General features: G+C 70.1%; 21 protein-coding genes and 1 pseudogene. 16 read left to right on the top strand and 6 right to left on the bottom strand.

Annotated elements, in window-relative coordinates:
* Positions 1–26: 26 nt before the first annotated feature.
* On the bottom strand, positions 27–1,271 hold the full coding sequence (locus EL340_RS02615) for a glucose-1-phosphate adenylyltransferase (protein WP_126413289.1): 1,245 nt from the start codon (positions 1,269–1,271) through the stop codon (positions 27–29).
* Positions 1,272–1,549: 278 nt separating this feature from the next.
* On the opposite strand from EL340_RS02615, the gene glgA reads away from it, so the two are divergent.
* Positions 1,550–2,779 (top strand): glycogen synthase, encoded by a 1,230-nt coding sequence (gene glgA, locus EL340_RS02620; protein WP_126413290.1) that lies wholly within the window; start codon positions 1,550–1,552, stop codon positions 2,777–2,779.
* Between the two features lie 37 nt (positions 2,780–2,816).
* On the opposite strand, the gene EL340_RS02625 is transcribed toward glgA, so the two are convergent.
* Entirely contained in the window at positions 2,817–3,572 is a 756-nt protein-coding gene (locus EL340_RS02625) for an Rv1486c family protein (RefSeq protein ID WP_126413291.1), read from the bottom strand.
* Positions 3,573–3,742: 170 nt separating this feature from the next.
* Here EL340_RS02625 and EL340_RS02630 point away from each other — a divergent pair, with 170 nt between their 5' ends.
* The 7 genes and pseudogenes from EL340_RS02630 to EL340_RS02660 all read left to right on the top strand — a co-directional run bounded on the left by EL340_RS02630 (position 3,743) and on the right by EL340_RS02660 (position 9,940).
* A complete protein-coding gene (locus EL340_RS02630; protein ID WP_126413292.1) occupies positions 3,743–4,564 on the top strand; it encodes an ABC transporter ATP-binding protein in 822 nt (273 codons plus the stop codon).
* A gap of 76 nt (positions 4,565–4,640) precedes the next feature.
* Positions 4,641–5,102, top strand: a complete 462-nt coding sequence (locus EL340_RS02635) for an NfeD family protein (protein WP_126413293.1) — start codon at positions 4,641–4,643, stop codon at positions 5,100–5,102.
* 192 nt (positions 5,103–5,294) lie between these two features.
* Positions 5,295–6,445 (top strand): annotated as a pseudogene (locus EL340_RS02640) (SPFH domain-containing protein).
* A gap of 205 nt (positions 6,446–6,650) precedes the next feature.
* Complete coding sequence (locus EL340_RS02645) at positions 6,651–7,193, top strand: HdeD family acid-resistance protein (RefSeq protein ID WP_126413294.1); 543 nt, start codon at positions 6,651–6,653, stop codon at positions 7,191–7,193.
* A gap of 119 nt (positions 7,194–7,312) precedes the next feature.
* A complete protein-coding gene (locus tag EL340_RS15250) occupies positions 7,313–7,795 on the top strand; it encodes a potassium channel family protein (RefSeq protein ID WP_209023497.1) in 483 nt (160 codons plus the stop codon).
* Positions 7,792–9,024, top strand: coding sequence for a chloride channel protein (locus EL340_RS02655; protein ID WP_126413295.1), 1,233 nt, complete (start codon positions 7,792–7,794; stop codon positions 9,022–9,024). The genes EL340_RS15250 and EL340_RS02655 overlap by 4 nt, the downstream gene beginning before the upstream one ends.
* 55 nt (positions 9,025–9,079) lie before the next feature.
* On the top strand, positions 9,080–9,940 hold the full coding sequence (locus tag EL340_RS02660) for a TrmH family RNA methyltransferase (RefSeq protein WP_126413296.1): 861 nt from the start codon (positions 9,080–9,082) through the stop codon (positions 9,938–9,940).
* Between the two features lie 103 nt (positions 9,941–10,043).
* Here EL340_RS02660 and EL340_RS02665 read toward each other — a convergent pair whose 3' ends face one another.
* Complete coding sequence (locus EL340_RS02665) at positions 10,044–12,152, bottom strand: glucose PTS transporter subunit IIA (protein ID WP_126413297.1); 2,109 nt, start codon at positions 12,150–12,152, stop codon at positions 10,044–10,046.
* Positions 12,153–12,594: 442 nt separating this feature from the next.
* On the opposite strand from EL340_RS02665, the gene EL340_RS02670 reads away from it, so the two are divergent.
* The 4 genes from EL340_RS02670 (at position 12,595) to EL340_RS02685 (ending at position 16,716) form a co-directional block, all read left to right on the top strand.
* Positions 12,595–13,278 (top strand): hypothetical protein, encoded by a 684-nt coding sequence (locus EL340_RS02670; protein ID WP_126413298.1) that lies wholly within the window; start codon positions 12,595–12,597, stop codon positions 13,276–13,278.
* A gap of 48 nt (positions 13,279–13,326) precedes the next feature.
* The gene (locus EL340_RS02675) at positions 13,327–14,985 is read left to right on the top strand and encodes an ABC-F family ATP-binding cassette domain-containing protein (RefSeq protein WP_197722338.1); all 1,659 of its coding nucleotides are present in this window, start codon (positions 13,327–13,329) and stop codon (positions 14,983–14,985) included.
* Between the two features lie 261 nt (positions 14,986–15,246).
* Positions 15,247–15,645, top strand: coding sequence for a HesB/IscA family protein (locus EL340_RS02680; RefSeq protein WP_126413300.1), 399 nt, complete (start codon positions 15,247–15,249; stop codon positions 15,643–15,645).
* A 39-nt stretch (positions 15,646–15,684) separates the two neighbouring features.
* A complete protein-coding gene (locus EL340_RS02685; protein ID WP_126413301.1) occupies positions 15,685–16,716 on the top strand; it encodes an FKBP-type peptidyl-prolyl cis-trans isomerase in 1,032 nt (343 codons plus the stop codon).
* A 171-nt stretch (positions 16,717–16,887) separates the two neighbouring features.
* On the opposite strand, the gene EL340_RS02690 is transcribed toward EL340_RS02685, so the two are convergent.
* Positions 16,888–17,547: a superoxide dismutase gene (locus EL340_RS02690; RefSeq protein WP_126413302.1), complete on the bottom strand. Its 660-nt coding sequence runs from the start codon at positions 17,545–17,547 to the stop codon at positions 16,888–16,890.
* A gap of 180 nt (positions 17,548–17,727) precedes the next feature.
* Between EL340_RS02690 and EL340_RS02695 the strand changes: the two genes are divergently transcribed.
* Positions 17,728–18,171, top strand: coding sequence for a hypothetical protein (locus EL340_RS02695; protein WP_126413303.1), 444 nt, complete (start codon positions 17,728–17,730; stop codon positions 18,169–18,171).
* A gap of 49 nt (positions 18,172–18,220) precedes the next feature.
* Here EL340_RS02695 and EL340_RS02700 read toward each other — a convergent pair whose 3' ends face one another.
* Both EL340_RS02700 and EL340_RS02705 read right to left on the bottom strand, forming a co-directional pair.
* On the bottom strand, positions 18,221–18,814 hold the full coding sequence (locus tag EL340_RS02700; RefSeq protein ID WP_126413304.1) for a class I SAM-dependent methyltransferase: 594 nt from the start codon (positions 18,812–18,814) through the stop codon (positions 18,221–18,223).
* A gap of 29 nt (positions 18,815–18,843) precedes the next feature.
* Complete coding sequence (locus EL340_RS02705; RefSeq protein ID WP_232023275.1) at positions 18,844–20,466, bottom strand: DEDD exonuclease domain-containing protein; 1,623 nt, start codon at positions 20,464–20,466, stop codon at positions 18,844–18,846.
* 225 nt (positions 20,467–20,691) lie between these two features.
* On the opposite strand from EL340_RS02705, the gene EL340_RS02710 reads away from it, so the two are divergent.
* The 3 genes from EL340_RS02710 to EL340_RS02720 all read left to right on the top strand — a co-directional run bounded on the left by EL340_RS02710 (position 20,692) and on the right by EL340_RS02720 (position 24,685).
* Positions 20,692–21,588, top strand: coding sequence for a lysophospholipid acyltransferase family protein (locus tag EL340_RS02710; RefSeq protein ID WP_126413305.1), 897 nt, complete (start codon positions 20,692–20,694; stop codon positions 21,586–21,588).
* Positions 21,589–21,780: 192 nt separating this feature from the next.
* Positions 21,781–23,010, top strand: coding sequence for a pyrophosphate--fructose-6-phosphate 1-phosphotransferase (locus EL340_RS02715; RefSeq protein ID WP_126413306.1), 1,230 nt, complete (start codon positions 21,781–21,783; stop codon positions 23,008–23,010).
* 325 nt (positions 23,011–23,335) lie between these two features.
* Positions 23,336–24,685, top strand: coding sequence for a class II 3-deoxy-7-phosphoheptulonate synthase (locus EL340_RS02720; RefSeq protein ID WP_232023276.1), 1,350 nt, complete (start codon positions 23,336–23,338; stop codon positions 24,683–24,685).
* Positions 24,686–24,696: the final 11 nt, after the last annotated feature.

Genomic DNA, 24,696 nt, shown 5'->3' on the forward strand with positions numbered 1-24,696 from the left:
AGAAGTGGCGAGGGCGGCAGCCCCGGTCAGCGGGTGACGAGCTGGCCCTTGGCCACCACCGTGATGCCGGACTCGGTCACGGTGAAGCCCCGCTCACGGTCGTGCTCGGGATCGATACCCACCATGGCTCCCTCCTCGACCCGGACGTACTTGTCCAGGATCGCGCGGTTGACCACGGTGTTGCGGCCGACCTCCGCGCCGTCCATGAGGACGGACTCGCGCACCGAGGACCAGGAGTTGACGCGCACGCCGGGGGACAGGACCGAGGAGATCACCTCACCGCCGGAGACGATGACGCCCGGCGAGACGATCGAGTCGACCGCGTGACCCAGGCGCTCGTGGTGGCCGTAGACGAACTTGGCCGGCGGCATGGCCGCCTGGTAGCCGGCGAACAGCGGCCAGCGGTCGTTGTACAGGTTGAACACGGGCGTCACCGAGATGAGGTCCTGGTGCGCGTCGAAGAAGGCGTCCACGGTGCCCACGTCGCGCCAGTAGTCGCGGTCGCGCTCGGAGGAGCCGGGAACGTCGTTGTCCTTGAAGTCGTAGACGCCGGCGGCGCCCTGGTTCACGAACCAGGGCACGATGCTGCCGCCCATGTCGTGCTTGGAGGACTCGTCGGCCGCGTCCACCGTGACGGCCTCCAGGAGCGCGTCGGCGTTCATGATGTAGTTGCCCATCGAGGCCAGGACCTCGTCAGGGGAGTCCGGCAGACCGGGGGTCTCCTTGGGCTTCTCGACGAAGGCCTTGATCTTGCCCCGGTCGGCGGGGTCGGTCTCGATGATGCCGAACTGGTCGGCCAGGGACCGGGGCTGGCGGATGCCCGCCACGGTGCAGGGCAGCCCGGAGGCGATGTGGTGGTCCAGCATCTGGGAGAAGTCCATGCGGTAGATGTTGTCCGCACCGGTGATGACCACGTAGTCGGGCCGCTCGTCGTCGAGCAGGTTGAGGGACTGGTAGATCGCGTCGGCGCTTCCCAGGAACCAGTGCTTGCCCACGCGCTGCTGGGCCGGCACCGGGGCGATGTAGTTGCCCAGCATGTCGGACATGCGCCACGTCTTGGAGATGTGACGGTCCAGCGAGTGGGACTTGTACTGGGTGAGCACCACGACCTTGAGGAAGCCGGAGTTGATCATGTTGGACAGCGAGAAGTCGATGAGCCGATAGATGCCACCGAAGGGGACGGCGGGCTTCGCGCGGTCGACGGTCAAGGGCATGAGACGCTTGCCCTCGCCACCGGCGAGGACGATTGCGAGAACGCGAGGTTGAGCCATGTGGCCCACCTTACGTTGCTTGAGAGACTTATGGGGCCAAACAGATCACAATTTGAGTCGATCCTGAAACAGCACGGACCTTCGATCTAGATCCGCCTCCGCGCGGGCCCCCGAGAGGGCCGCACGAGGGGGTCGGTGGAAACCACCGGCGTCGAAAGGTCCCGCTCGCAGGCGTGTGCGTATACCGTCGGATGTGGCGCCCGCCCCACTGCGGGCGCCCGTCCTGCGCCGAGGAAGGCGCGGTCAGTCCATCCAGCAGACAGAGGAGAGGCACACCCATGAGGGTCGACCTGCTGACCAAGGAGTACCCGCCCTTCATCTACGGCGGCGCCGGAGTCCACGTCAACGAGCTGGCCAAGGTCCTGCGCCCCCTGGCCGACGTCCGCGTCCACGCCTTCGGCGGCCCCCGCGAGCCCGGCACGGAGGGCGCCGACGACGGCGTCATCGGCTACCCCGAGATCGCCGAGCTCGACGGCGCCAACGCCGCCCTGCGCACCTTCGGCGTCGACCTGGAGATGGCCCAGGGCACCGAGGGGACCGACCTCGTCCACTCCCACACCTGGTACGCCAACCTCGCCGGTCACCTGTCCGGCCTGCTCCACGGCGTCCCCCACGTCATCAGCGCCCACTCTCTGGAGCCCCTGCGCCCCTGGAAGGCCGAGCAGCTCGGCGGCGGCTACGCCCTGTCCTCCTGGGCGGAGAAGACGGCCTACGAGGCCGCCTCCGGCATCATCGCCGTCTCCAACGGCATGCGTGACGACATCCTGCGCTCCTACCCGGCCATCGACCCCGAGCGCGTCAAGGTCGTCCACAACGGCATCGACCTTCAGGCCTGGAAGCACCCCGAGGGCGAGGAGGCCGACGCCGCGGCCGCCGCCACCCTGGAGCGGCTCGGCATCGACCCCGACCGCCCCACCGTCGTGTTCGTCGGCCGCATCACCCGCCAGAAGGGCCTGCCCCACCTGCTGCGCGCCTGCGAGCAGCTGCCCGCCGACGTCCAGGTCATCCTGTGCGCCGGGGCCCCCGACACCCCCGAGATCAAGGCCGAGGTCGAGGTCCTCGTGGCCCGCCTGCGTGAGAAGCGCACCGGCGTGGTCTGGATCGAGGAGATGCTGCCGCGCCCCGAGCTCATCGCCGTGCTGGCCGCCTCCGACGTCTTCGTGTGCCCCTCGGTGTACGAGCCCCTGGGCATCGTCAACCTTGAGGCGATGGCCGTGGGCCTGCCGGTCGTCGGCTCGGCCACCGGCGGCATCCCCGACGTCATCGTCGACGGCGAGACCGGGCTCCTGGTCCCCATCGAGCAGGTCCAGGACGGCACCGGAACCCCCATCGACCCGGCCCGCTTCGAGGCCGACCTGGCCGAGCGCCTGACCACCCTGGTCACCGACGCCGATGCCGCCAAGGCCATGGGGGAGGCCGCCCGACGCCGCGTCGAGGAGCACTTCGCCTGGGAGGCCATCGCCCAGCGCACCATGGACGTCTACAACTGGGTGCTGTCCCAGGGCTGAGCAGCCACAGGGTAGCCACTGGGCCCGGTCATGCAGGTCATGACCGGGCCCACCACTCGGTGGCGGCCGCGGCGCCATGGCGGGCCACCGCCAGCAGCGGACGCAGCACGCTCTCGCGCCGCTGCGCCTGAAGAGCCGTCGTGGCCGCGCCGTCGTCGTCCAGGGCCAGCTCGCAGATCCCCGCCAGCCGCAAGGAGCGCTCCAACAGCTCCCGGTTACGGTTCTCCATCCAGGGCGGGACGAGGCGCGGGTCCACCACGGCCGTGAGCAGGTCGTTGAGGGCGTCGGCCATCTCCGGGCGCTCACGGGCCAGGTCGAGCTCGATGAGCGCATCGATGGCCTCCTCGGTGGCGGCGTGCACCTGCCTGCGGGCGTGCGCCGCGTCGAGCGGCGGCAGCGGGCCGGTCAGCGGTTCGGCGCGCCAGGTCACGGAGGTGCCGGAGTCCTCGGGCACCAGCAGGACCCGGCCGGGCCCGCCCTCGACGACGACGCCCTCCTCGACGTCGGGCAGGATGCCCCAGGTGCCGGTGCCTGCGGTGGGGGAGGGCAGGACCGCCGTCACCCGGGTGAGTGGGCGGGCACCGGCGATCCACCGCTCCAGTCCGACGCGCTCTGGACCGTCACTGCCATTGCCGCCGTCGCCACCGCTGTCACAGTCCGACGCGCCGGTGATGACGCTGCCGATGACGTCGTGGACGCCGTCGGGCCCCTGGACCAGCGACAGGCCGTGGGAGGAGGGCACCGGTGTCCACAGGGCCAGCACGACGCTGACGGGCAGGTTGAGGGGATCCATGGGGATCCACCATAGTGAAGGGCGGGGCCACCACGAATCGGGCGGCTGGCCGGTATGGGGAGCAGACACTGTCCGGTGCCTGCTCGATCGGCACCGGATCGCGGCCCGGCTCCCGTCCCGGCGCCCCGTACCTGCCCGGTGTGATCTCGGTGGCACGATAGGATCGACTCATGACCAGTGTCCTGCACCTCGACGACGTCTCGCTGCACCGCGGCAGCCACCAGATCCTCAGCCACGTCAGCTGGGCCGTGGAGGAGGGACAGCACTGGGTGCTGCTGGGACCCAACGGTGCGGGCAAGACCACCATCGCCAGGATCGCCTCGGCCAGGCTCTTCCCCTCCTCCGGGGCGGTGGACGTCCTCTCCGAGCGGCTCGGGCGGGTGGACGTCTCCGAGCTCCACCCCCGCATCGGTCTGCTGTCCTCCGCCCTGGCCGCCAACGTCCAGGACGGGGAGAAGGTTCTCGGCGTGGTCCTGTCGGCCTCCTACGGGCGCATCGGACGCTGGCGCGAGGAGTACGACGACTCCGACGTCGAGCGTGCCCACGCCCTGCTGGGCGCCCTGGGGGCCGGGCACCTGGCCGAGCGCCTCTGGGGGACCCTGTCATCCGGGGAGCGCAAGCGCGTCGAGCTGGCCCGCGCCCTCATGCCGGACCCGGAGATGCTCTTCCTCGACGAGCCCGCCTCGGGCCTGGACCTGGCCAGCCGCGAGCAGCTCCTGGCTGCGCTCACGGAGATCATCTCCTCGCCCGACTCGCCCTCCATGGTCCTGGTGACCCACCACCTGGAGGAGATCCCGGAGGGCTTCACCCACGCGCTCACGCTGCGCCAGGGCACGGTTGTGGGCTCCGGCCCACTGGATCAGGTCCTCACCGAGGACACGATCAGCGCGACCTTCGACATGCCCCTGGAAGTCACCCACGACCGGGGCCGCTACACCGCCAGGGGAAGGCCGGGCGGTCAGGGCAGGCGCGTCGCCGAGGCCAGAGGATGACAGACTCCGGGCACGGGCAGCCGCGCTGACCCGCACCGACCCACAACTCACCAACCGCGTTCTTCAGGAGGTTCTCATGGAATGGCTGTTCTGGATCGGAGGGGCCCTGCTCCTCATCGTCGTTGAGACGGTGACAGCCGATCTCACCTTCCTCATGATCGCCGGTGGTGCGCTGGGAGGCGGCCTGACAGCCTTCCTCGGAGGGCCCCTGTGGGCGCAGGTGGTGGTCTTCGCCTGCATCTCCACCCTGCTGCTCTTCGCCGTGCGCCCCTGGGCCAAGCGGCGCCTGGCGGCCACCACCCCGCAGATGAAGACCAATGTCGACGCCCTCATCGGCAGGTCCGCCACCACCATCACCGTGGTGGACGACGGCGGGGGCCGGGTCCGTCTGGGCGGTGAGGAGTGGAGCGCCCGCCTGGCCCCCGCCGCACCAGGGGGCGGCACCCGCCTGGAGGCCGGCGCCCGGGTCACCGTCACTGAGATCGACGGGGCCGTGGCCGTCGTCGCCCCGGCGCCCGCCGACGCCTCCGCGTCCTGACGCCGGGATCCTCCCGGCAGGTCCACAGCGGTTCCGGCCCGGCCGGCAGTGTCCTACCGTGTTGGATGGCCTCTGCTGGTCCGCGTTGACATCGTCGGCGCCGTACCTGTTCACCCGTACCTTCACCTTTCAGTTCCCACGGTCGGCCCACAGCCGTCCTGACCACCCGTTCAACCCCGCAGGAGGAAACTCGTGCCCGTCATCTCCATCATCTTGCTGCTCCTGGCAGCACTGGTCATCGTCGCCATCTTCCGGGCGGTGCGGATCGTCAAGCAGAGCACCGCGATCATCGTCGAGCGCCTGGGCCGCTTCCAGGCGGCCTACACCGCCGGGATGCACTTCCTGGTGCCCTTCGTCGACCGGGTGCGCAACGTCATGGACCTGCGTGAGCAGGTCGTCTCCTTCCCGCCCCAGCCGGTGATCACCTCCGACAACCTCGTCGTGAGCATCGACTCGGTGGTCTACTACCAGATCACCGACCCGACGCGTGCCACCTACGAGATCTCCAACTACCTCCAGGCCATCGAGCAGCTGACCGTCACGACGCTGCGCAACGTCATCGGCGCGATGGGGACCTCGAGCAGACCCTGACCAGCCGCGACCAGATCAACGGCCAGCTGCGCGGCGTCCTGGACCAGGCCACCGGCCGCTGGGGCATCCGCGTGAGCAACGTCGAGCTCAAGTCCATCGACCCTCCGGCGTCGATCCAGGGAGCCATGGAGCAGCAGATGCGCGCCGAGCGCGACCGGCGTGCGGCCATCCTGACCGCCGAGGGCGTCAAGCAGTCCCAGATCCTGACCGCCGAGGGTGACAAGCAGTCGGCGATCCTGCGCGCCGAGGGCCAGGCCCAGTCGGCCATCCTCAAGGCCCAGGGCGAGTCCCGCGCGATCCTTCAGGTCTTTGACGCCATCCACCGCGGCAACGCCGACTCCAAGCTCCTCGCCTACCAGTACCTCCAGACCCTGCCCAAGATCGCCAACGGGACGAGCTCGAAGATGTGGATCGTGCCCACGGAGTTCACCGCCGCTCTCGACGGGATCGCCGGGGCCCTGGGCGGAGGCTCACCGACCGGCCCGGGCACCGGGGGCCCCGGGGACGAGGAGCGGGTGGGTGTCGACCTCTCCGGTATGGACTCGGGTCTCGACATCGCCTCGGACCTGGCCCAGACCCACCTCCAGGCCCCCGAGGAGGCGCTCGCCCAGGCCCGCGGTGAGGTCGAGACCGCCACCCAGGTCGCCGACGGCTCCGTGACCTCGGGCTCTCAGTCTGCTGAGACGACGACCCTCCCCACCCGTCGCCCCGGCCAGGAGCCGCCGGCCTCGATCCCGCCCGTCGGCTACTGAGCACTGCCTGCTCACGACAGCTCGCGACGCCGGGGTGCGCGACCACCGCGCGCCCCGGCGTCGCGCGGCGTGCGAGGCGCAGGAGGTCTCCGGGGCGAGCGAGACGCAGGAGGCGCGGGAGGTGGTACACTCTCCGGAATGTTCCCAGCCCTGCCCTGACTTGCCCTGACTCGCCCTACCCCGACCAGGCCCTCCGAGGTGCACCATGCTCAAGGACTTTGCCAACCGCTCGTCGACCGCCCTGCTCACCCTGGGTGCGCTCGGTGTCCTCTGGGGCCTTCTCATCGCCCTGTGGCCGGGGATGACCGCCCTGACCTTCGCCGTCATCTGGGGCGTCTACGCCCTCATCGACGGCGTCAGCTCACTCGTCCAGGCCGCCCGGAGCCCGGAGGGTCGAGGATGGCACATCCTGTCCGGCCTTCTCGGCGTCGTCGCGGGTGCCGTGGTCGTCGTGCACCCGGGCATGGGCGTGGCGACCCTGGCATGGGTCCTGGGCGTGTGGCTCGTGGCCCGCGGCGTCATCGAGCTCGTCGCGGCGGCCGCGCCCGAGCGCGCCCTGGACAAGGTGCTCGTCGGGGTCTCCGGCCTGCTGTGGATCATCGCCGGCGTCGTCGTCATGGCCAATCCTGCGGAGGCCGCTCTCGCACTGACCTGGTTCGTCGGCCTCCTCGCGGTGTCCTGGGGCGTCATGCTCGTCGTCACCGGGGTGCGGGTGCGCTCGGCCGCCAAGAAGGTCGAGGCCCCCTGAACGGTGACCGAGACGCTCAAGGACACGGACGTGCACGTGGATGCTCGCGGGCGCAGGCGGGTGCGGGCAGGCGGCCCGGTGACCGCCCGCCCGTGGGCGGAAGCGACGGTGACCGCCCAGTGACAGCGCTTCTTCGCTGGGGCAGGCCTCTGGCCGTCCCGCTCCTCGTTCTCGGCTGCTTCTACGCCGCCCCGGTGTCCCCGGACGTCGAGCTCCCCGCACGAGGCCTGGCCTCCCTCGCCCTCCTGGCGGCTCTGGCGGTCGTCGTCGTGCGGCAGCTGCGGTACTACCGGGACGCCCTGAGCAGGCTCGTCCACGTCTTCATGGCGGTCGTGGCCCTTCTGGCCCTGGCCTGCTACGCGATGGCGACCCATCAGCCCGACCAGTTCACGGGGCTGGTCACCCGCACCGACGCCCTCTACTTCACCGTCACGACGATCTCGACGGTGGGCTACGGAGACGTCCACGCCGTCGGGCAGGCCGCCCGGGGCCTGGTGACCGCCATGATCGTCTTCGACGTCGTGTTCCTCGGAGCGCTCGGCCAGGCGATCTCCCAGCGCTACCACGACCGGCGCCAGGACCAGGAAGGAACTCAGTCATGACCCGTAGCGACGCTCCGGCCGCGGCCGGGTCCCAGGCCGCCCCTGCTCGGCGCGCCTACCTCGTGGCCACCGGCTACGGGCTGGCGGCCGGCGCCGTGACCTGCCTGACCTTCTTCCTCATGCGGGGCGTGCAGCACCTCGTGTGGGACGAGCGGAGCCAGTGGTGGTACATCGCGCTCATGGTCCTGTTTGGCGGCGCCCTCATCGCCGCCCTGCGCAGGGTCTCGCTCGACGCCGACCTCGACGAGCAGGTGGATCCTGGCCGGGTCGAGCCGCGGCAGTGGAGGCGGATCGGGCTGCTCGGGCTGTCGGCGATCATCGCCGTCGGCTTCGGCGGGGCGATCGGCCCGGAGGCGGGGCTCGTCGCGGTGGTCACCGAGCTGTCCATCGTCGTGCGCGGCAGGATCGCCCGGTCCCGCGCCGAGACAGAGCTCATCACCGAGGCAGGCAGCGCCGCCGCCCTGTCAGGCTTCTACGGCGCACCGCCCGTGGGCGCCGCTTACAGGCAGGACGCCCTCGGTCCCGGGCGGCTGCCCCTCCTGTGCGCCTCCCTGACGGGGTTCATCGGATTCGCCCTCACCTGGAGGCTGCTGGACCTGGAGACCCACGCCCTGGAGATGCCCGCCTCGACGAGCCGGGGTGCCCTGCTCAGCCCGTGGATCATCGTGCCGGCTCTGCTCTCCTCGGCGCTCGGCTGCGGCTACCTCCTGACCCGCCACGCCCTGGCGCGTCTGCTCACCAGGATGGGGTCGCCGGTCACCCAGACACTTGTGGGCTCCGCCGCCCTGGCGCTCGTCCTGGCCTCCTGGCCCGTCCTGCGCTTCTCGGGGCACGACGACTTCGGCGCCCTGGGTACCTGGGCGGCAGGCGGCGCGTGGGACGTGCTGCTGGCAGCCGGATGCGCGAAGGTGGCAGCCACCGCCCTGAGCCTGGCCGCGGGATGGCGGGGCGGTGACGTCTTCCCGCTCATGTTCGCCGGAGGCGCCGTGGGGGCTGCCACCGCGGTCCTCCTGCCCGGCCTCGACCTCCAGGCGGCCATGGTAGCGGGGATGTCGGCGGCCTGCGTCGTGGGGCTGCGCAAGCCGGTCGCCGTGTTCGTCCTCGTGCTGTTCATCGTGCCCGGCGCCGACGCGGTCGCCCTCGCCGTCGCCTGCGGCCTGGGCGTCCTCGCCCTCCAGGTGCTCCCCGACCACCCTGCCCTGGCCGGCAACCCGCACGCCTCCCACTGACACGCCCTCCGCCGCCCGTGTCCCGGAGCCGCGAGGCCAGGAAGGATCGTCCCGCGTGATCATTGAGCTCGACGACGCCGCCGACCCGCGCCTGGTCGACTACACCGGGTTGACGGACGTCGCCCTGCGGCGGCGCCTGGAGACCGACCGTGGCCTGTACATGGCCGAGTCGACGAAGGTGATCACCCGTGCCGTGGCCGCCGGTCACGCCCCACGGTCCTTCCTCATGGCCGAGCGGCACCTGGAGCAGATGGCTCCGGTCATCGCCGCCGCCTCCGGCTGCGACGAACGTCCCGACGGGGGAGGGGTGCCGGTGTTCCTGGCCCCCGAGGAGGTGCTGGAGTCCATCACGGGCTTTCACCTGCACCGCGGGGCGCTGGCAGCCATGAACCGGCCGGAGCTCGCGTCCGTCCCCGCTCTGCTGGCGGCCGCGCGTGGGGGAGCGGGCGCCAGACGGATCGCGATCCTGGAGGACCTGGTGGACCACACCAATGTGGGCGCCGCCTTCCGCAGCGCGGCGGCCCTGGGGATCGACGCCGTCCTGGTCACCCCGCGCTGCGCCGACCCGTTCTACCGGCGCAGCGTGCGGGTCTCGATGGGCACCGTCTTCCAGGTCCCCTGGACCCGCCTGCCCCGGTGGCCCGACCTCGACGGGCTCCACGCGGCCGGCTTCACGGTGGCGGCTCTGGCACTGTCGGGGGACTCGGTGGCGCTGGACGAGTTCGCGGCCTCAGCGGCCTGCACGGAGGCGAGCTCTCGAGTGGCGGTCGTCCTGGGCACGGAGGGCGACGGGCTGTCCCGCCGGACGATCGCGGCCGCCGACGAGGTGGTGCGCATCCCGATGGCCGGAGCAGTGGACTCCCTCAACGTGGCCGCGGCGGCGGCCGTGGCCTTCTGGGCGCTGCGGCTGCCGTGAGCCACAGCCGTCGGTGAACGCCGGAAGCAATGCGTCGGGCCGGATCCGCACGGATCCGGCCCGACGCTGTATCGGCGGCCGCTCAGGTCAGTGGTACTGTGGCTCAGGCCCCGGGCGCGGTGACCTTGATGAGCGCCTCTCCGGGCTGCACCGAGTCGCCACCGACGACCTCGACGGAGGCGAAGGAGGCGGTGTTGGTGATGAGCACCGGCGTGGTCAGCGGGTAGCCGGCCTGCTCGATGACGGAGCGGTCCACGCGGACGAGCTCCTGGCCCTCGCTGACGCGGTCGCCCTGGGAGACCTTGACGTCGAAGCCCTTGCCCTCCAGGTTGACGGTGTCCAGACCCACGTGGATGAGAATCTCCACGCCGTTGTCCAGGGTGATGCCGAAGGCGTGCCCCGAGGACGGGGCGACGACGACGGTGCCGTCGGCCGGAGCGGTGACGACGATGTCGCCCTCGGGCTCCAGGCCCACGCCCTGGCCGACGGCGCCCGAGGAGAAGACCGGGTCGGGCACCTTGTCCAGGTCCATGGTCGAGGCCTTGAGCGGGGAGGCGATCTCGGTGACCGCCCCGGGAACGAGGGCCGGCTTGGGCGTGGGGGCCTTGGCGGTCCGGTCACCCTCCTCGACGGCGTCGGTAACAGCAGCGGCGTCCGCCTCTGGCTCCTCAGCCACCTCCGTCGGGACGGAGGCGGTCGCGGTGTCGGTGGCGGCGACGGCTGCGAGGGCCTCGGCCTTCTCCTCCTTGGTGCGGTAGTCGGTCAGGATGATAAGAGTCATGGAGGTGGCGAAGGCCGCCGCGATGGCGATGACATAGAGCGCCATGGGGGTGAAGACCGGGATGCTCAGCAGCGAGCTGAAGACGAAGGTGGAGGCCTTGATGCCGCCACCGATGCCAACGATGATGCCGCCCACGAGGCAGCCGGCCAGCAGCCGCGGGTAGATGCGCTTGAAGCGCAGGTGGATACCGTAGAGGCTCGGCTCGGAGATACCACCGAAGAGGCCGGCGGCCAGGGCACCGGAGGCCGTCTGACGCATGACCTTGTCCTTGTCACGGATGGCCAGGACCAGCACGCCGGCGGTGGCGCCGAAGCAGGCGAAGTTCCAGGCACCCATGGGGCCCTGGATGAAGTCGTAGCCCAGCGTGCTGATGTTGGCCAGCATGATGGCGTTGAGCGGCCAGTGCAGGCCCAGCGGCACCAGGAACGGGTAGAGCAGCGGGATGACGATCGCGAAGACGATCGGTGCGCTCGTATTGAGCCACGCCAGTCCGGATCCCAGGCCTGTACCGACCCAGATGCCCGCCGGGCCGATGAGGAAGGCCGTCACCGGCATCATGATGATGAAGGAGAAGAACGGAACGAACACCATCTGCACGTTGGCGGGAATGATCCTGGCCAGCCCCTTGTAGACCAGGGCCAGGATGGCCACCATCATGAGGGGAACGAAGACCTGGCCGCTGTAGTCGTTGAGCTGCATGGGAACGCCCGCGATGTGCGCGACGCACAGGTCCTTGTCCAACGCGGCGTTGTGGGTGCAGGTCGCTCCTATCGCCTTGTTGAGCTCAAGGTATTGAGGCGTCATGAGCGCCGCCATGACCGCAGCGCCGACCCAGGGGTCGATGTTGAGCTTCTTGGCGGCGTTGTAGGCCACCATGATGGGCAGGAAGTGGAACACCGACTTGTACATGGCTTCCGCGAAGACCTGAGCGGCGGGCTTGTCCGCGGCCGTAAGGTTCGGGTCACTGGCATTGATGACGCCGAACGAATCCAGCACCGCAAGACCGGCGATGATGAGCGAGGCGCCGAGCAGCACCGGCAGCAGGGGACGGAAGGAGTCCGAGAGGTACTCGAAGAAGGCGTCCACCAAGGCGTTCTTGCCGCGGGCCTTGGCGCGGGCGGCGGCCTTGACGTCGGCGTCGGACTGCTCCGAGTCCGAGGATGAACCGCCATGGCTCTTCATGGCCGGAAGGCTGTTGATCTCGTCGTACACGCTCTGGACGGCACCACCGATGACGATCTGGTAGCGGTCCCCGGACTGGGGGACGGCGCCCATGACGCCGGGGATGGCCTCGACGGTCGCCTTGTCGATGCCGGAGGCGTCCTTGAGCTCGAAACGCAGTCGGGTGGCACAGTGGGTGAAATGGATGATGTTCTCGGCGCCGCCGACGGCGTCGAGGATTGCCTCAGGGGTTGAGGTCGTGGTTGCCATTCGGGCCCTTTCCTACTGAGCGAGGGGGACGACGACGGCGGATGCACGCCGGTGCGCTCCGGGTCCTCGGTGGGCTCGCTCTCGGTGGTGGGGGATCTGTCACCTCCTGCGCCGCGCAGGTGCGGCGGAGGTGCTTGAGGAAGAGGCTACTGCCTCAAGGCTCAGAACTGAAAGGGAACAGTCCGTCCGGCAGGTGCCGAAGCCCGATGGGATGCCGACTCAGGTCGAGCCCGGCCGGGCGAGGTCAGAAGCACGTTGGGTTGACGCTCGGCCTTGACCGGGACAATCCACGCCCGTGAACTCGCAATGCTCAGGGATCCACAGACCCGTGTTCGTGCAGATGACGCCCCTTTTGCGCACAGGCACCCGGGTCAGCGGGTGCGTCGACGAAGCAGTATTCACACGCTGGGGGCCCGACCCGCTTCAAGCGAAGGAGCTCGACATGAGCGCGCAGACATCTGTGACAGCATTCCTGCCGTCCCCGTCATCCTCTTCATCCCTGTCGCCACTGACCGCGCAGACCACTCCGGTCCACCCGCCCACAACCAGCCTGCCTCCCAGCCGGTCCCCGATGGGGGCGCTCAGCTCGGAGCGCTTGTACGGCCCACCGGGATGGACGGTGCGCATCGGCCTGTGGCACCTGCTCGATCCCTGGCTCGATGCTCCGCGCTGCCTGCCGGGTGAGACGCCGCTGCGCCTGGACGCTCTCGGCGCTCCGATGAGCGACTACGTGCCGTTCCGCGGGATGGACGCCGCCACGGCGGCCGACCTGCTCCTGCGTCTGCCGACCCCGGCGCTGGCCGACCGCCAGAACCTCTCCCCGAGCCTGAAGACGATGCTGACGGCCTGTGCCTGCGCCGACGGACGGGTGCGCCTGTCGGGCTACGGGATCGGCCCCCAGCGCGAGGACGAGCGCCTGAGCGCCGAGGCCCTGTGGGTCGCCGACCCGGACCTGCAGGGCTACGAGGTCTTCGCCGAGCACAGCCGGGCCTGCCAGTGCTCCGCGCTGTGGGAGCGGGTCAGGCAGCGCTATGAGCTCGATGCCCACAGCATCCCGGACGACATCGTGCGCACCCGCCCCGAGTGGGCCGGAGGCGGGGTCGGCTGGTGGATGTGGTGGGACTGATAGCCCCGTCGCGGTAGGCAGGAGCGGCGGACCCGTACCATGGCGCGCGTGATCAATGTCCAGGACCTCACCATGCGTATCGGTGCCCGCCAGCTCGTCGCCCACGCCGGCTTCCGGGTCGACAAGGGGATGCGCATCGGCCTCGTGGGCCGCAACGGCGCCGGCAAGACGACCATGACCAAGCTGCTTGCCGCCGCCTCCGTGGAGCAGGGGGCCGGCCGGGCCGTCAACGACGCCGATGAGCGCCATGGCCTGGAGGCCGTCGAGCACGAGGGCACGATCACCTGCACGAGCTCAGTGGGCTACCTGCCGCAGGACACCAAGGTCGGGGACTTGAGCGAGATCGCCCGCGACCGGATCCTGTCGGCCCGCGGCATCGACGCGCTCCTGGCCCGTATCCGCAAGGCCGAGGAGCGCATCGCCGTCACCGAGGGCGAGGCCCAGGCCAAGGCCCTGGACCGCTACACCCGCCTGGACCACGAGTTCACCATGGCCGGCGGCTACGCTGCCGCCTCGGAGGCGGCCCGCATCAGTGCCGCCCTGGGACTGCCCGACCGGGTCCTCGACCAGCCCATCGGCACGCTCTCGGGTGGTCAGCGCCGTCGGGTCGAGCTCTCCCGGGTCCTGTTCCAGCAGCCTGACACGCTCCTGCTCGACGAGCCCACCAACCACCTCGACCACGACTCGATCCTGTGGCTGCGTGACCACCTGCGCACCTACGCCGGCGGCTTCATCGTCATCAGCCACGACGTCGAGCTGCTGCGCGACACCGTCAACCAGGTCATGTACCTCGACGCCGGCCGCGGGGTCCTCGACGTCTACCACCTGGGCTGGGACGCCTACCTCAAGCAGCGAGCCGACGACGAGCACCGGCGTCGTCGTGAGCGCGCCAACGCCGAGAAGAAGGCCGCCGCCCTGCGGGCCCAGGGGGAGAAGATGCGGGCCAAGGCCACCAAGGCCGTGGCCGCCCAGCAGATGCTCAAGCGCGCCGAGCGCCTCATGGCCGACCTGGAGGACGAGGCCGCCGTGGAGAAGGTCGCCCACCTGCGCTTCCCCGATCCCGCCCCCTGCGGCAGGACCCCGTTGCGCGCTGCCGGCCTGTCCAAGGCCTACGGCTCCCTGGAGGTCTTCGCGGGCGTGGACCTGGCCATCGACCGCGGCAGCCGGGTCGTGGTGCTGGGGCTCAACGGCGCCGGCAAGACGACGCTCCTGCGCCTGCTCGGTGGTGTGGAGGAGCCAGACTCCGGGGAGGTCATCCCCGGCCACGGCCTCAAGATCGGCTACTACGCCCAGGAGCACGAGACCATCGACACCGAGGCGACCGTCGTGGAGAACCTGCGCCGCGCCGCACCCGGCATGGACGACACCCAGGTGCGCAGCGTCCTGGGCTCCTTCCTCTTCTCCGGCTCGGATGCCGACAAGCCCGCCCGGGTCCTCTCCGGCGGGGAGAAGACCCGTCTGGCCCTGGCGATGCTCGTGGTCTCCAGCGCCAACGTCCTGCTGCTCGACGAGCCCACGAACAACCTCGACCCGGCCAGCCGTGAGGAGATCCTGGGGGCTCTCGGCACCTTCGCCGGCGCGGTCGTCCTGGTGACCCACGACGAGGGCGCCGTTGAGGCCCTGGGACCCGACCGGGTCCTCCTGCTGCCCGACGGCGACGAGGACCTGTGGGGGCCGGAGTACCTGGAGCTGGTGGCCCTGGCCTGAGCCTGGCCTGAGACGGGGGCCGTACCCCTGGCGCCCGCTGCGGGGCGGCAGGCGCAGCGGGACACAGTGAGTCCCGTCACTCCAGCCCCGGGGGTGGGACCGCGTAGGGTTGTTACCAGGAACAAGGCGTCTGGCTGGAGCGTTGGCTCCGGTGGAACCCATCGGCTCCTCCCAACGGGAGCCGCCGCAGGGCCTTCGGCGGCGTCGCACTGAGCACCGCAGACAAACGCAGACACAACAAGACCAGGAGATGACCAGGAAATGACCACGGCAGAGACCGCCCTGACCAACCCCGCTGACACCGAGACCCCCGAGCACGAGGTCATCCTCACCGAGACCGCCGCCGCGAAGGTCGCCAGCCTCCTGATCCAGGAGGGGCGCGACGACCTGCGCCTGCGCGTGGCCGTCCAGCCCGGCGGCTGCTCCGGCCTCGTCTACCAGCTCTACTTCGACGAGCGTCTTCTGGACGGTGACGCCGTGCGCGCCTTCCCCACCGGTGGCGGTGAGATGGATAGCGTCGAGGTCGTCGTCGACCGCATGAGCGTGCCCTACCTGTCGGGCGCCACCATCGACTTCGCCGACACCATCGAGAAGCAGGGCTTCACCATCGACAACCCCAACGCCGCCGGAAGCTGCGCCTGCGGCGAGTCCTTCCACTGATCCCTCCCGCGCAGACCCTCCCCCAAGCAAGGAGCTCATGTGCGCCGCACATCCCTCAGCCTGACCGCCCTGGCTGCGGCCGCCTGCCTCGCGCTGGCCGGCTGCTCGGGGTCCTCCTCCTCGTCGGCCTCCAAGGCCGCTGCCTCCGAGACCCCGGTCCCGGCGGCCACGGCGCCCGTGGACTGCTCGACCCTGACGATCGACTCCGACTCAGAGTCCCTGCCGACCATCGGCGGTGACGCCGGAACGCAGCCCACCGTGTCCTGGAAGCAGGGCGCCCAGGCGCCCAAGAACCTCACCGTCAAGACGCTGACGCAGGGGACGGGAGCCGAGATCGACGCCGGCGGCGTGGTCAAGGCGAACTACACGGGCTGGCAGTGGGACGGTACGGAGCCCTTCGACACATCCTTCAAGGGCGGCGCCCTGGTGGCCTTCCCCCTTGACGGCGTCATCCAGGGATGGAAGTGCGGTCTGGCCGGGCACCACGTGGGCGACCGGTTGGTCATGTCGATCCCGCCGGAGCTCGCCTACGGCAACAAGGCGGCCCAGGACGCTCAGGCCACCCAGGCCGGTGGGGCCCAGGGGCGGCAGAACCCGGCCGGGACACTCGTGTTCGTCGTCGAGATCGTCGACGGTTCCAGCAGCAAGGTCTCCGGAACCTCGGCCACGGCAACGATGGAGGGCGAGGAGGCTGTCAGCCAGCGAGGCATGACGGTGACCGGGGAGCTCGGCCAGCCGGCGACGATCTCCATCGGCGCCGACGCCGCCCAGCCGACGCAGTCCGAGGTCATCGTGCTGGCCAGGGGCACCGGGCCGGCCATCACGGAGACCTCAACGATCATGATCAACGTGGCCGGAAGCTTCTGGGACGGCTCCCAGCCCACCAGTACCTGGGATCGGCAGGCCGCCGAGTCACTCAACATGGCCCAGGCGAAGCAGTCTCTGCCGGGACTGATCGGTGTGCCGGAAGGATCCCGGGTCGTCGTTCTCATCCCTCCGGTCCAGGCATCGGGCCAGCAGCAAGGGTCTCCGGCGTCGGCCTACGTCATGGACATCGAGAAGGTCCTCTAACGCGTGACGTGAGCCGCCCGGGCACCTCTCCGGTGCTTTTCGTGCCAGACGCGGTCGTGGCCCGCACCCCTTGAGGGGTGCGGGCCACGATCTTGCTTGCAGTGGCTGCCGGTGCCCGCCGACCTCGTCGGTGCCGGACGTGAGCAGTGCTGCGAGCAGCGCCGCTGAGTGTCAGCCGACGATCTTGGCGACGGCGTCGGTCAGTCGGTTGGCGACGCTGCGCAGCTTGGAGATGGCGACGGCCTCGGCCAGGCGCTCGGCGACGTCGTCCCAGTTGACGATGTTCCAGATGGCCTTGACGTAGTCGGCCTTGACGTTGAGGTAGTCGAGGTAGAATGCGTGCTCCCACATGTCCACCATGAACAGCGGGGTCGTGCCCACGGGCACGTTGGCCTGCTGGTCGAAGAGCTGGAAGATGACGAGCTTGCCGGAGATTGAGTCGTAGGCGAGCACGGCCCAGCCCGAGCCCTGGATGCCCAGGGCGGTGGCGGTGAACTGCGCCTGGAACTTCTCGAAGGAGCCGAAGGAGTCCTTGATGGCCTCGGCGAGCTCGCCCTCGGGCTGGCCGCCGCCGTTGGGGGAGAGGTTCTTCCAGAACACGGAGTGGTTGGTGTGGCCGCCCAGGTTGAAGGCGAGGTTCTTCTCCCACAGGTTGATCGCACCCAGGTCGCCGTCCTCGCGGGCGGCGGCGAGGGCCTCCAGGGCGGCGTTGGCGCCAGCGACGTAGGCGGCGTGGTGCTTGTCGTGGTGGAGCTCCATGATCTTGCCGGAGATGTGGGGCTCCAGGGCGGAGTAGTCGTAGGGGAGCTCGGGAAGGGTGTACACGGCCATCAAGGACTGCCTTTCGGTGGGTGAGGTGGCTCCAGTCCGGGCTCGGCAGGGCTCATAGGACTGAAGTCCTGAACACGGTTCATGCTAGACGTGGGGGCTGGAAGAGGGATAGGGAGCCCCTGTGTGATTACACTGACCGCGGAAACACCGCCGTCCGTACCCGTCCACGAAGGATCCGCCATGACCGACCAGGCTGCTTCCGCCCGCCTCGAGCTCCTTGTCTTCTCCGATGACGCGACCGTGCGTCAGGAGGTCATCGACGGCGTCGGACGCCGACCGGCCAAGGGGCTGCCGCTGGTGACCTGGACCGAGGCGGCCACCGCCGAGGGCGTGCGCATGGCCATCAAGGACCGCGAGAAGAAGGACCAGCCGCCCTTCGACGCGCTCGTTCTGGACGCAGAGGCCAAGAAGCTCGGTGGGATGGGCCTGGCCCACGAGCTGTTCACCGAGCTCGAGGAGCGTCCCGCTGTTGTCCTGCTGACCGCCCGCCCTCAGGACGACTGGCTGGCCGCCTGGGCCAAGGCCGAGGTCGTCGTTCCTTGCCCCCTGGACCCGCTCAGCCTCCAGGAGGGTGTGGCTAAGGCCCTCACCGCCCGCCGCGGCACCGTCACCCCAGCCGGCTGACACCGACGTCGGTGGCGAGGGTCCTGCCTTCGCGTTTGCTGAAGTGCTTCTAGAACGCGCGGCAGGAGATGCTGCCGTGGTCGCGTGCACCTGGGACCTTGCGATGCCTTATGTCTAGGATGCTGAATCCGGTGTCCTCCAGAAGCGAGGCCATCGTCTGTGGCGGCCAGTAGTAGGCCGGAGCGACGGCGTGAGGGAACTCCTCGACCCGATTCCCGGCGAAGAACCCGATGAGCAGGTTTCCCCGCGGTGTGAGGCTGCTTTTCAGGGACGCAAGTGTTTCGGGCAGGTCCCGAGGCGGGGTGTGAATGAGTGAGTACCACGCCAGGGCCGCCCCATAGTGCGCTGCAGGCAACGATGCGAAGGAACCCTGCTGGTAGCTCACGTGCGGGTGATGGCGGCGGGCGATGCTGATGAACGCGTCAACCGGGTCCACCCCTTCGACGTCAAGGCCCAGGTCGTGCAGGAAAGCCGTCCAGTGCCCCGGGCCGCATCCCGCGTCGACGATCCGTCCCCGGCATTCTCGTGCCCATCGGACAATGAGCTCGCGGTCCTCCTGGGTCGTCGCTTTCATGCTGCCGAGTACTTCCGTGTACTCCTGCGCACGGGCGCCGTACGCGGACCACACATGACGCGAGCTCATCTCGCGGAGCCTACAGGAGAAAGCATCCGTCACTCCTCGGAGGCGAGGACCTTGCGGTGGCGGGCAGCCGAGCCGGCTGGCCAGGACAGGAGCGAGGGGTCGCCGTCGACCTCCACGATGCGGGCGCCGGCGTCCAGGACCCAGTCGGCCAGCAGACTCGTCTCCTCGATGCTCGCCAGCTCACCGACGCGCTCGGGCTCATCGACGACCCGCGAGCCGGCGCGCAGCAGCTCGACGGCGGGACGCGGGTCTGCGCCCGGGGCGGTCGTCATGGAACCGGCCAGCATGCCCCAGCGCACCACCACCAGCTCCCAGCCGCCGCCCTCACGCCGTCGGGCCGCCATGAGATGAGGACAGGCCAGCAGAGGACGGACTCGCTCGGCGCGCGCCACCCCGCGCAGCAGGCAGCGCAGACGGCTCGTCCAGGTCCCGGCCTCCTCATAGCGCTCGGCCTGCGACAGGGAGGCGATCCGTTCCAGCAGGGGAGCGGCCACCCGATCGACCTCGCCCGACAGGCAGGCCAGTGCCTCCTCGGGCTCCGCCGGGGCGTCGTCGCGACGGACCCGGCGCAGGTCGTGGCCGTCCCAGCGACGCAGGCGCAGCACCAACTCGGCGGCGCGCAGGGCCTCCTGCCCCCGGCTGCGCGAGGCGAAGGGGCCGACCGCGCGGTCGACCTCCGCAGTGGGCAGCACGGTCGTCAGCGCCAGCCGGGGCTCGGCGTTCGGACCCGGGCCCGTCGCCAGGTGGAGCCAGGGCTGGCGGCGCGGTGCCCGTGAGCGGCGGTTGACCGGCGGGTCGAGCTCGGCGATCATCCGCAGCTCACGCACCCGCGCCTCAATGAGTGTGGGGGTGGCGATATGGCGCACGCTCACCGTCGTGTCCAGCATCTGTGCTACTTTGCGGCGCTTCTCGGCCGCGGTGAAGTAGGAGCGCACGCGGCGCCTGAGGTCGGCGGCGCTGCCCACGTAGAGCACCTGGTCCGCCGCCGAGCGGAACTGGTAGACGCCGGGAGTCGTGGGCAGGGCGTCGGCGAGCCGGCTCTTGGCACGCCGACGTGCCGGCACCGGATCGCAGGCCGTGGCCAGGTCCTCCAGGTGCGTGACGCCCAGCGGCGCCATAACCTCCAGGGCCGCGTGCAGCACGTCCACGGTGGCGCGCGCGTCATCGAGGGCCCGGTGCGTGGGGCGGGTCTCGGATCCCACGAAGGCCGCCAGTGTTCCCAGCTTGTGGTTGGGCACCTCGCTGCGCGTCCAGGCCTTACGGGCCAGCGCCAGCGTGTCCAGTACCCGGGGTCCGGGCCACTCCAGGTCCAGGGCCGACGCCGCACCGCGCAGGTGCCCGACGTCGAAGCGGGCGTTGTGCGCCACCAGGACGACGTCGTCGGCCGCCAGGTCCGCCCAGGACAGGAAGGCCTCCACGCAGACGCGCACGCCGGGCGCTCCGGTCACCATCGCGTTGGTGATGCCCGTGAGCATCGTGATCTGGGCCGGGATCGCCACGCCGGGATTGACCAGGGTGGAGAACTCGGCCAGCACTCGCCCGCCGCGCACCTTGACCGCCCCGATCTCGGTGAGTGCGCGGACGCCCGGCGCCCCGCCGGTGGTCTCCAGGTCCACGACGACGAAGGTCGCCCCCTCCAGGGGCGTGCCCATGTCGGCGAAGGACACCTGGGTCCCGACGGTGCTCACGGTCGCAGGCTAGAGGACGGCAGTGACACGCATCGTCTTCACCCGTCGGGAAGTCGGTGCGAGCACGGTGGGAAGCACCCTAGAATCGTCCCCATACCCGAGCGGCACCGCCGGCTCCGGTGCCGTCCGTCTCCGATGGTGCAGGACCGCGTGGTGGTCGCCCAGCCAGCAGATCACAGGAGGCCCCGCGTGGGATACGGACCCATCAAGGCAACAGTCGGCCCGGCCCTGGAGATGCTCTATCAGCCCTGGATCCGCGGTGAGGAGAACATTCCCACCGAGGGAGCGGCGATCCTGGCCTCCAACCACCTGGCGGTCATCGACTCCTTCTTCCTGCCGCTCCTGGTGGACCGCGAGGTCGCCTTCATCGGTAAGGCCGACTACTTCACCGGCAAGGGCGTCAAGGGCTGGGCGGTGAAGAACTTCATGAGGACCGTGGGCACCATCCCCGTGGACCGCTCCGGCGGCAAGGCCTCCCAGGCGGCGCTCCAGGCCGGCATCGACCGCCTGCGCTCGGGTGAGCTGTTCGGCATCTACCCCGAGGGCACACGCAGCCCCGACGGGCGCCTCTACCGCGGCAAGACCGGCGTGGCCCGCATCGCCCTGGCCACCGGCGCCCCCGTGGTCCCGGTGGCCATGATCGGCTCCAACCTGGCCCAGCCGATCGGCAAGTCCATCCCCTCCACCCGCCACCGCGTGGGCATCGTCATCGGCGAGCCGCTGGACTTCTCCCGCTACAAGGGCCTGGAGAACGACCGCTTCGTGCTGCGCTCCATCACCGACGAGATCATGTACTCCCTCATGGCGCTCTCCGGCCAGGAGTACGTGGACCTCTACGCCGCCGACGTCAAGAAGGCCATGGACGCGGAGAAGAAGACCGCCGACGAGGTCGTCACCGAGATGCTCGCCGCCCAGGCGCAGGCCCGACCCCAGGCGGCGCCCGTGGCCGCGCCCGGCGGCCGTCCCGCCCCCGAGGTCTCCGTGCCCGAGCCGCCCGAGGACAAGAGCGGCAGAGACAACAGAGACAACAAGGACAAGAAGAAGGACAAGGTCTCCGACGACGAGGCCGAGCCCGGCGCCGAGTAGAGGGCGGGTGCCCGCCGGGCACCGTTGGGAGCTCTGCCGGGACGCAGACTGATTGTCCCGGCTTCCTGAATCCGTCCTCTCGGTCCCTGTCAGCGGTCGCCAATGGCACGTAGACTGACGCCCGGTGCGGCACGTGCCGCACGATCCGGCCGGGGCGCTGACCCCGAGTACCCTCAACCCGAAAGGTTCCCGATGTCGATTCGTCGCGTCGCCCTGCTCACCGCTGGCGGTTTCGCCCCCTGTCTGTCCGCCGCCGTCGGCGACCTCATCGAGCGCTACACGGAGGTCGCTCCCGAGGTCGAGATCATCGCCTACCAGTACGGCTACCACGGCCTGCTCACCGGCAACTACATCGTCATCGACGACGAGGCCCGCAAGAACGCCGGCATCCTGCGCGACTTCGGCGGGTCCCCGATCGGCAACTCCCGCGTCAAGCTCACCAACGCCAAGAACCTCGTCGAGCGCGGCCTCGTCGAGGAGGGCGTTAACCCCCTGGAGTTCGCCGCTGAGCAGCTGCGCAAGGACGGCGTCGACGTCCTGCACACCATCGGTGGTGACGACACCAACACCACCGCCGCGGACCTGGCCGCCTACCTCCACGAGAACGACTACGAGCTCACCGTCGTCGGCCTGCCCAAGACCATCGACAACGATGTCGTCCCGATCCGCCAGTCCCTGGGCGCCTGGACCGCGGCCGACGAGGGCGCCGGTTTCGCCTTCAACGTCATCGGCGAGCACCGCTCCAACCCCCGCATGCTCATCGTCCACGAGTGCATGGGTCGCAACTGCGGCTACCTCACCGCCGAGACCGCCCGCCGTTACCACGACCTGCTTGAGACCAAGCAGTGGGCCCCCTCCCTGGGCCTGACCAAGGAGCGCTGGGACGTCCACGCCGTCTTCGTCCCCGAGATGAAGCTCGACATCGCCGCCGAGGCCGAGCGCCTCAAGGCCATCATGGACGAGCAGGGCAACGTCAACATCTTCCTGTCCGAGGGCGCCGGCGTCCCCGAGATCATCGCCGAGATGGAGGCCGCCGGCCAGGAGGTCCAGCGCGACCCCTTCGGCCACGTCAAGCTCGATACCATCAACCCCGGCCAGTGGTTCGCCAAGCAGTTCGCCGAGCTCATCGGCGCTGAGAAGGTCATGGTCCAGAAGTCCGGCTACTACTCGCGTGCTGCCCACGCCAACGCCGAGGACCTCGCCCTCATCAAGAAGATGTGCGACCTGGCCGTCGACTGCGCCCTGCGCGGCGAGTCCGGCGTCATCGGCCAGGACGAGGAGAACAACGACGAGTTCACCGCGATCGCCTTCCCGCGCATCGCCGGCGCCAAGCCCTTCGACATCACCCAGCAGTGGTTCACCGACCTCATGGCCGACCTCGGCCAGAAGGTCGAGCCCGCCGAGGTCGCCCCCGAGCACTGAGGCTGAGCCCCTAGTCCCATAGCACCGTGGCCGGTGCCGTCCACCTGACGGCACCGGCCACGCGTGTCGAGGCGCGCAAGGGTGTTCAGACGGCCCCGTGTGTCACGCGCGGAGACTTTTCACCCGCGCTGTGGTGCCCCTTGCTTCCGGGGCCTTCACGTTTGCGCAGGTCGCAGCCTTACGGCCACGTCGCTCATAGGCCGCCGCGACCCTAAAAGTCTCCCGCAGTGACACAATCCGCCCTCAAGTCCCGGGCTTCGCCTCGTTCCGCGATGCGGCGCCGATTCCGGGCGATACTCCCGGCTGGCCTATGCTGACGGGCGTGATGAACGAGCTCTCCGCCGCCCGCACGGGCGCCCAGGCCCCCGCCTGGCGCCACCTGCCCGCCCTGCAGCAGCCCGCCTACCCCGACGAGGCGGCGTTGGCCGATGTGGTGACGGACCTGCGCCGCCGGCCCCCGCTCGTCTTCGCCGGAGAGGTCGACTCCCTGCGCGACCTCATCGCCCAGGCCAGCACCGGGGACGCCTTCGTCCTCATGGGCGGGGACTGCGCCGAGTCCTTCACCCACAACACGGCCGACAACATCCGTCTCAAGGTCCAGACCATCCTGCAGATGGCCGCCGTCCTCACCTACGGCGCCTCCACCCCCGTGGTCAAGGTCGGCCGCATGGCCGGCCAGTACGCCAAGCCCCGCAGCTCGGACACCGAGACCCGCGGCGAGGTCACCCTGCCCGCCTTCCGCGGCGACTCCGTCAACGGCCACGAGTTCACCCCCGAAGCCCGCGTCCCCGACCCCAGGCGTATGCTGGACGCCTACCTGCGCTCGGGCACCACCCTCAACCTCATCCGTGCCTTCACCATGGGCGGCTACGCGGACCTGCGCGAGGTCCACTCCTGGAACCGCGGCTTCACCGCCAACCCCGCCTACAAGCGCTTCGAGTCCTTCGCCGAGGAGATCGACCGGGCGATGCGCTTCATGGAGGCCGCCGGCGTCGACTTCGACGCCCTGCGCCAGGTCGACTTCTACGCAGCCCACGAGGCCCTCCTCCTGGAGTACGAGGACGCCATGATCCGTGAGGACTCCCGCTCCGGGCGCCTCTACGACACCTCCGCCCACATGCTCTGGGTGGGGGAGCGCACCCGCGAGGCCGACGGCGCCCACGTGGCCGTCCTGGCCGGCGTCCACAACCCCGTGGGCGTCAAGGTCGGCCCCACCACGTCCCCCGATGACGTGGCCCGGCTCATGGACCGTCTCAACCCCGACGGCGTGCCCGGGCGCCTGTCCCTCATCACCCGCATGGGCGCCAGCCGCATCCGCGAGGCCCTCCCGCCGCTGGTCGAGGCGGTGAGCGCCGACGGCCGCCCCGTCACCTGGATCACCGACCCCATGCACGGCAACACCATCACCTCGGACAACGGTTACAAGACCCGCCGCTTCGAGACGATCCTCGACGAGATCCGCGGCTTCTTCGAGGTCCACCGCTCCCTGGGCACCGTACCGGGCGGCATCCACGTCGAGCTCACCGGCGACGACGTCACCGAGGTCCTCGGCGGAGGCGAGCACATCGACGAGGCCGGCCTGGCCGAGCACTACGAGACCCTCGTCGACCCGCGCCTCAACCACCAGCAGTCCCTCGAGGTCGCCTTCGAGATCGCCGAGATGCTCAAGGGCTGAGAGCCACCGCC

It is taken from the genome of Actinomyces viscosus (assembly GCF_900637975.1).
Taxonomy (GTDB): Bacteria; Actinomycetota; Actinomycetes; order Actinomycetales; family Actinomycetaceae; genus Actinomyces; species Actinomyces viscosus.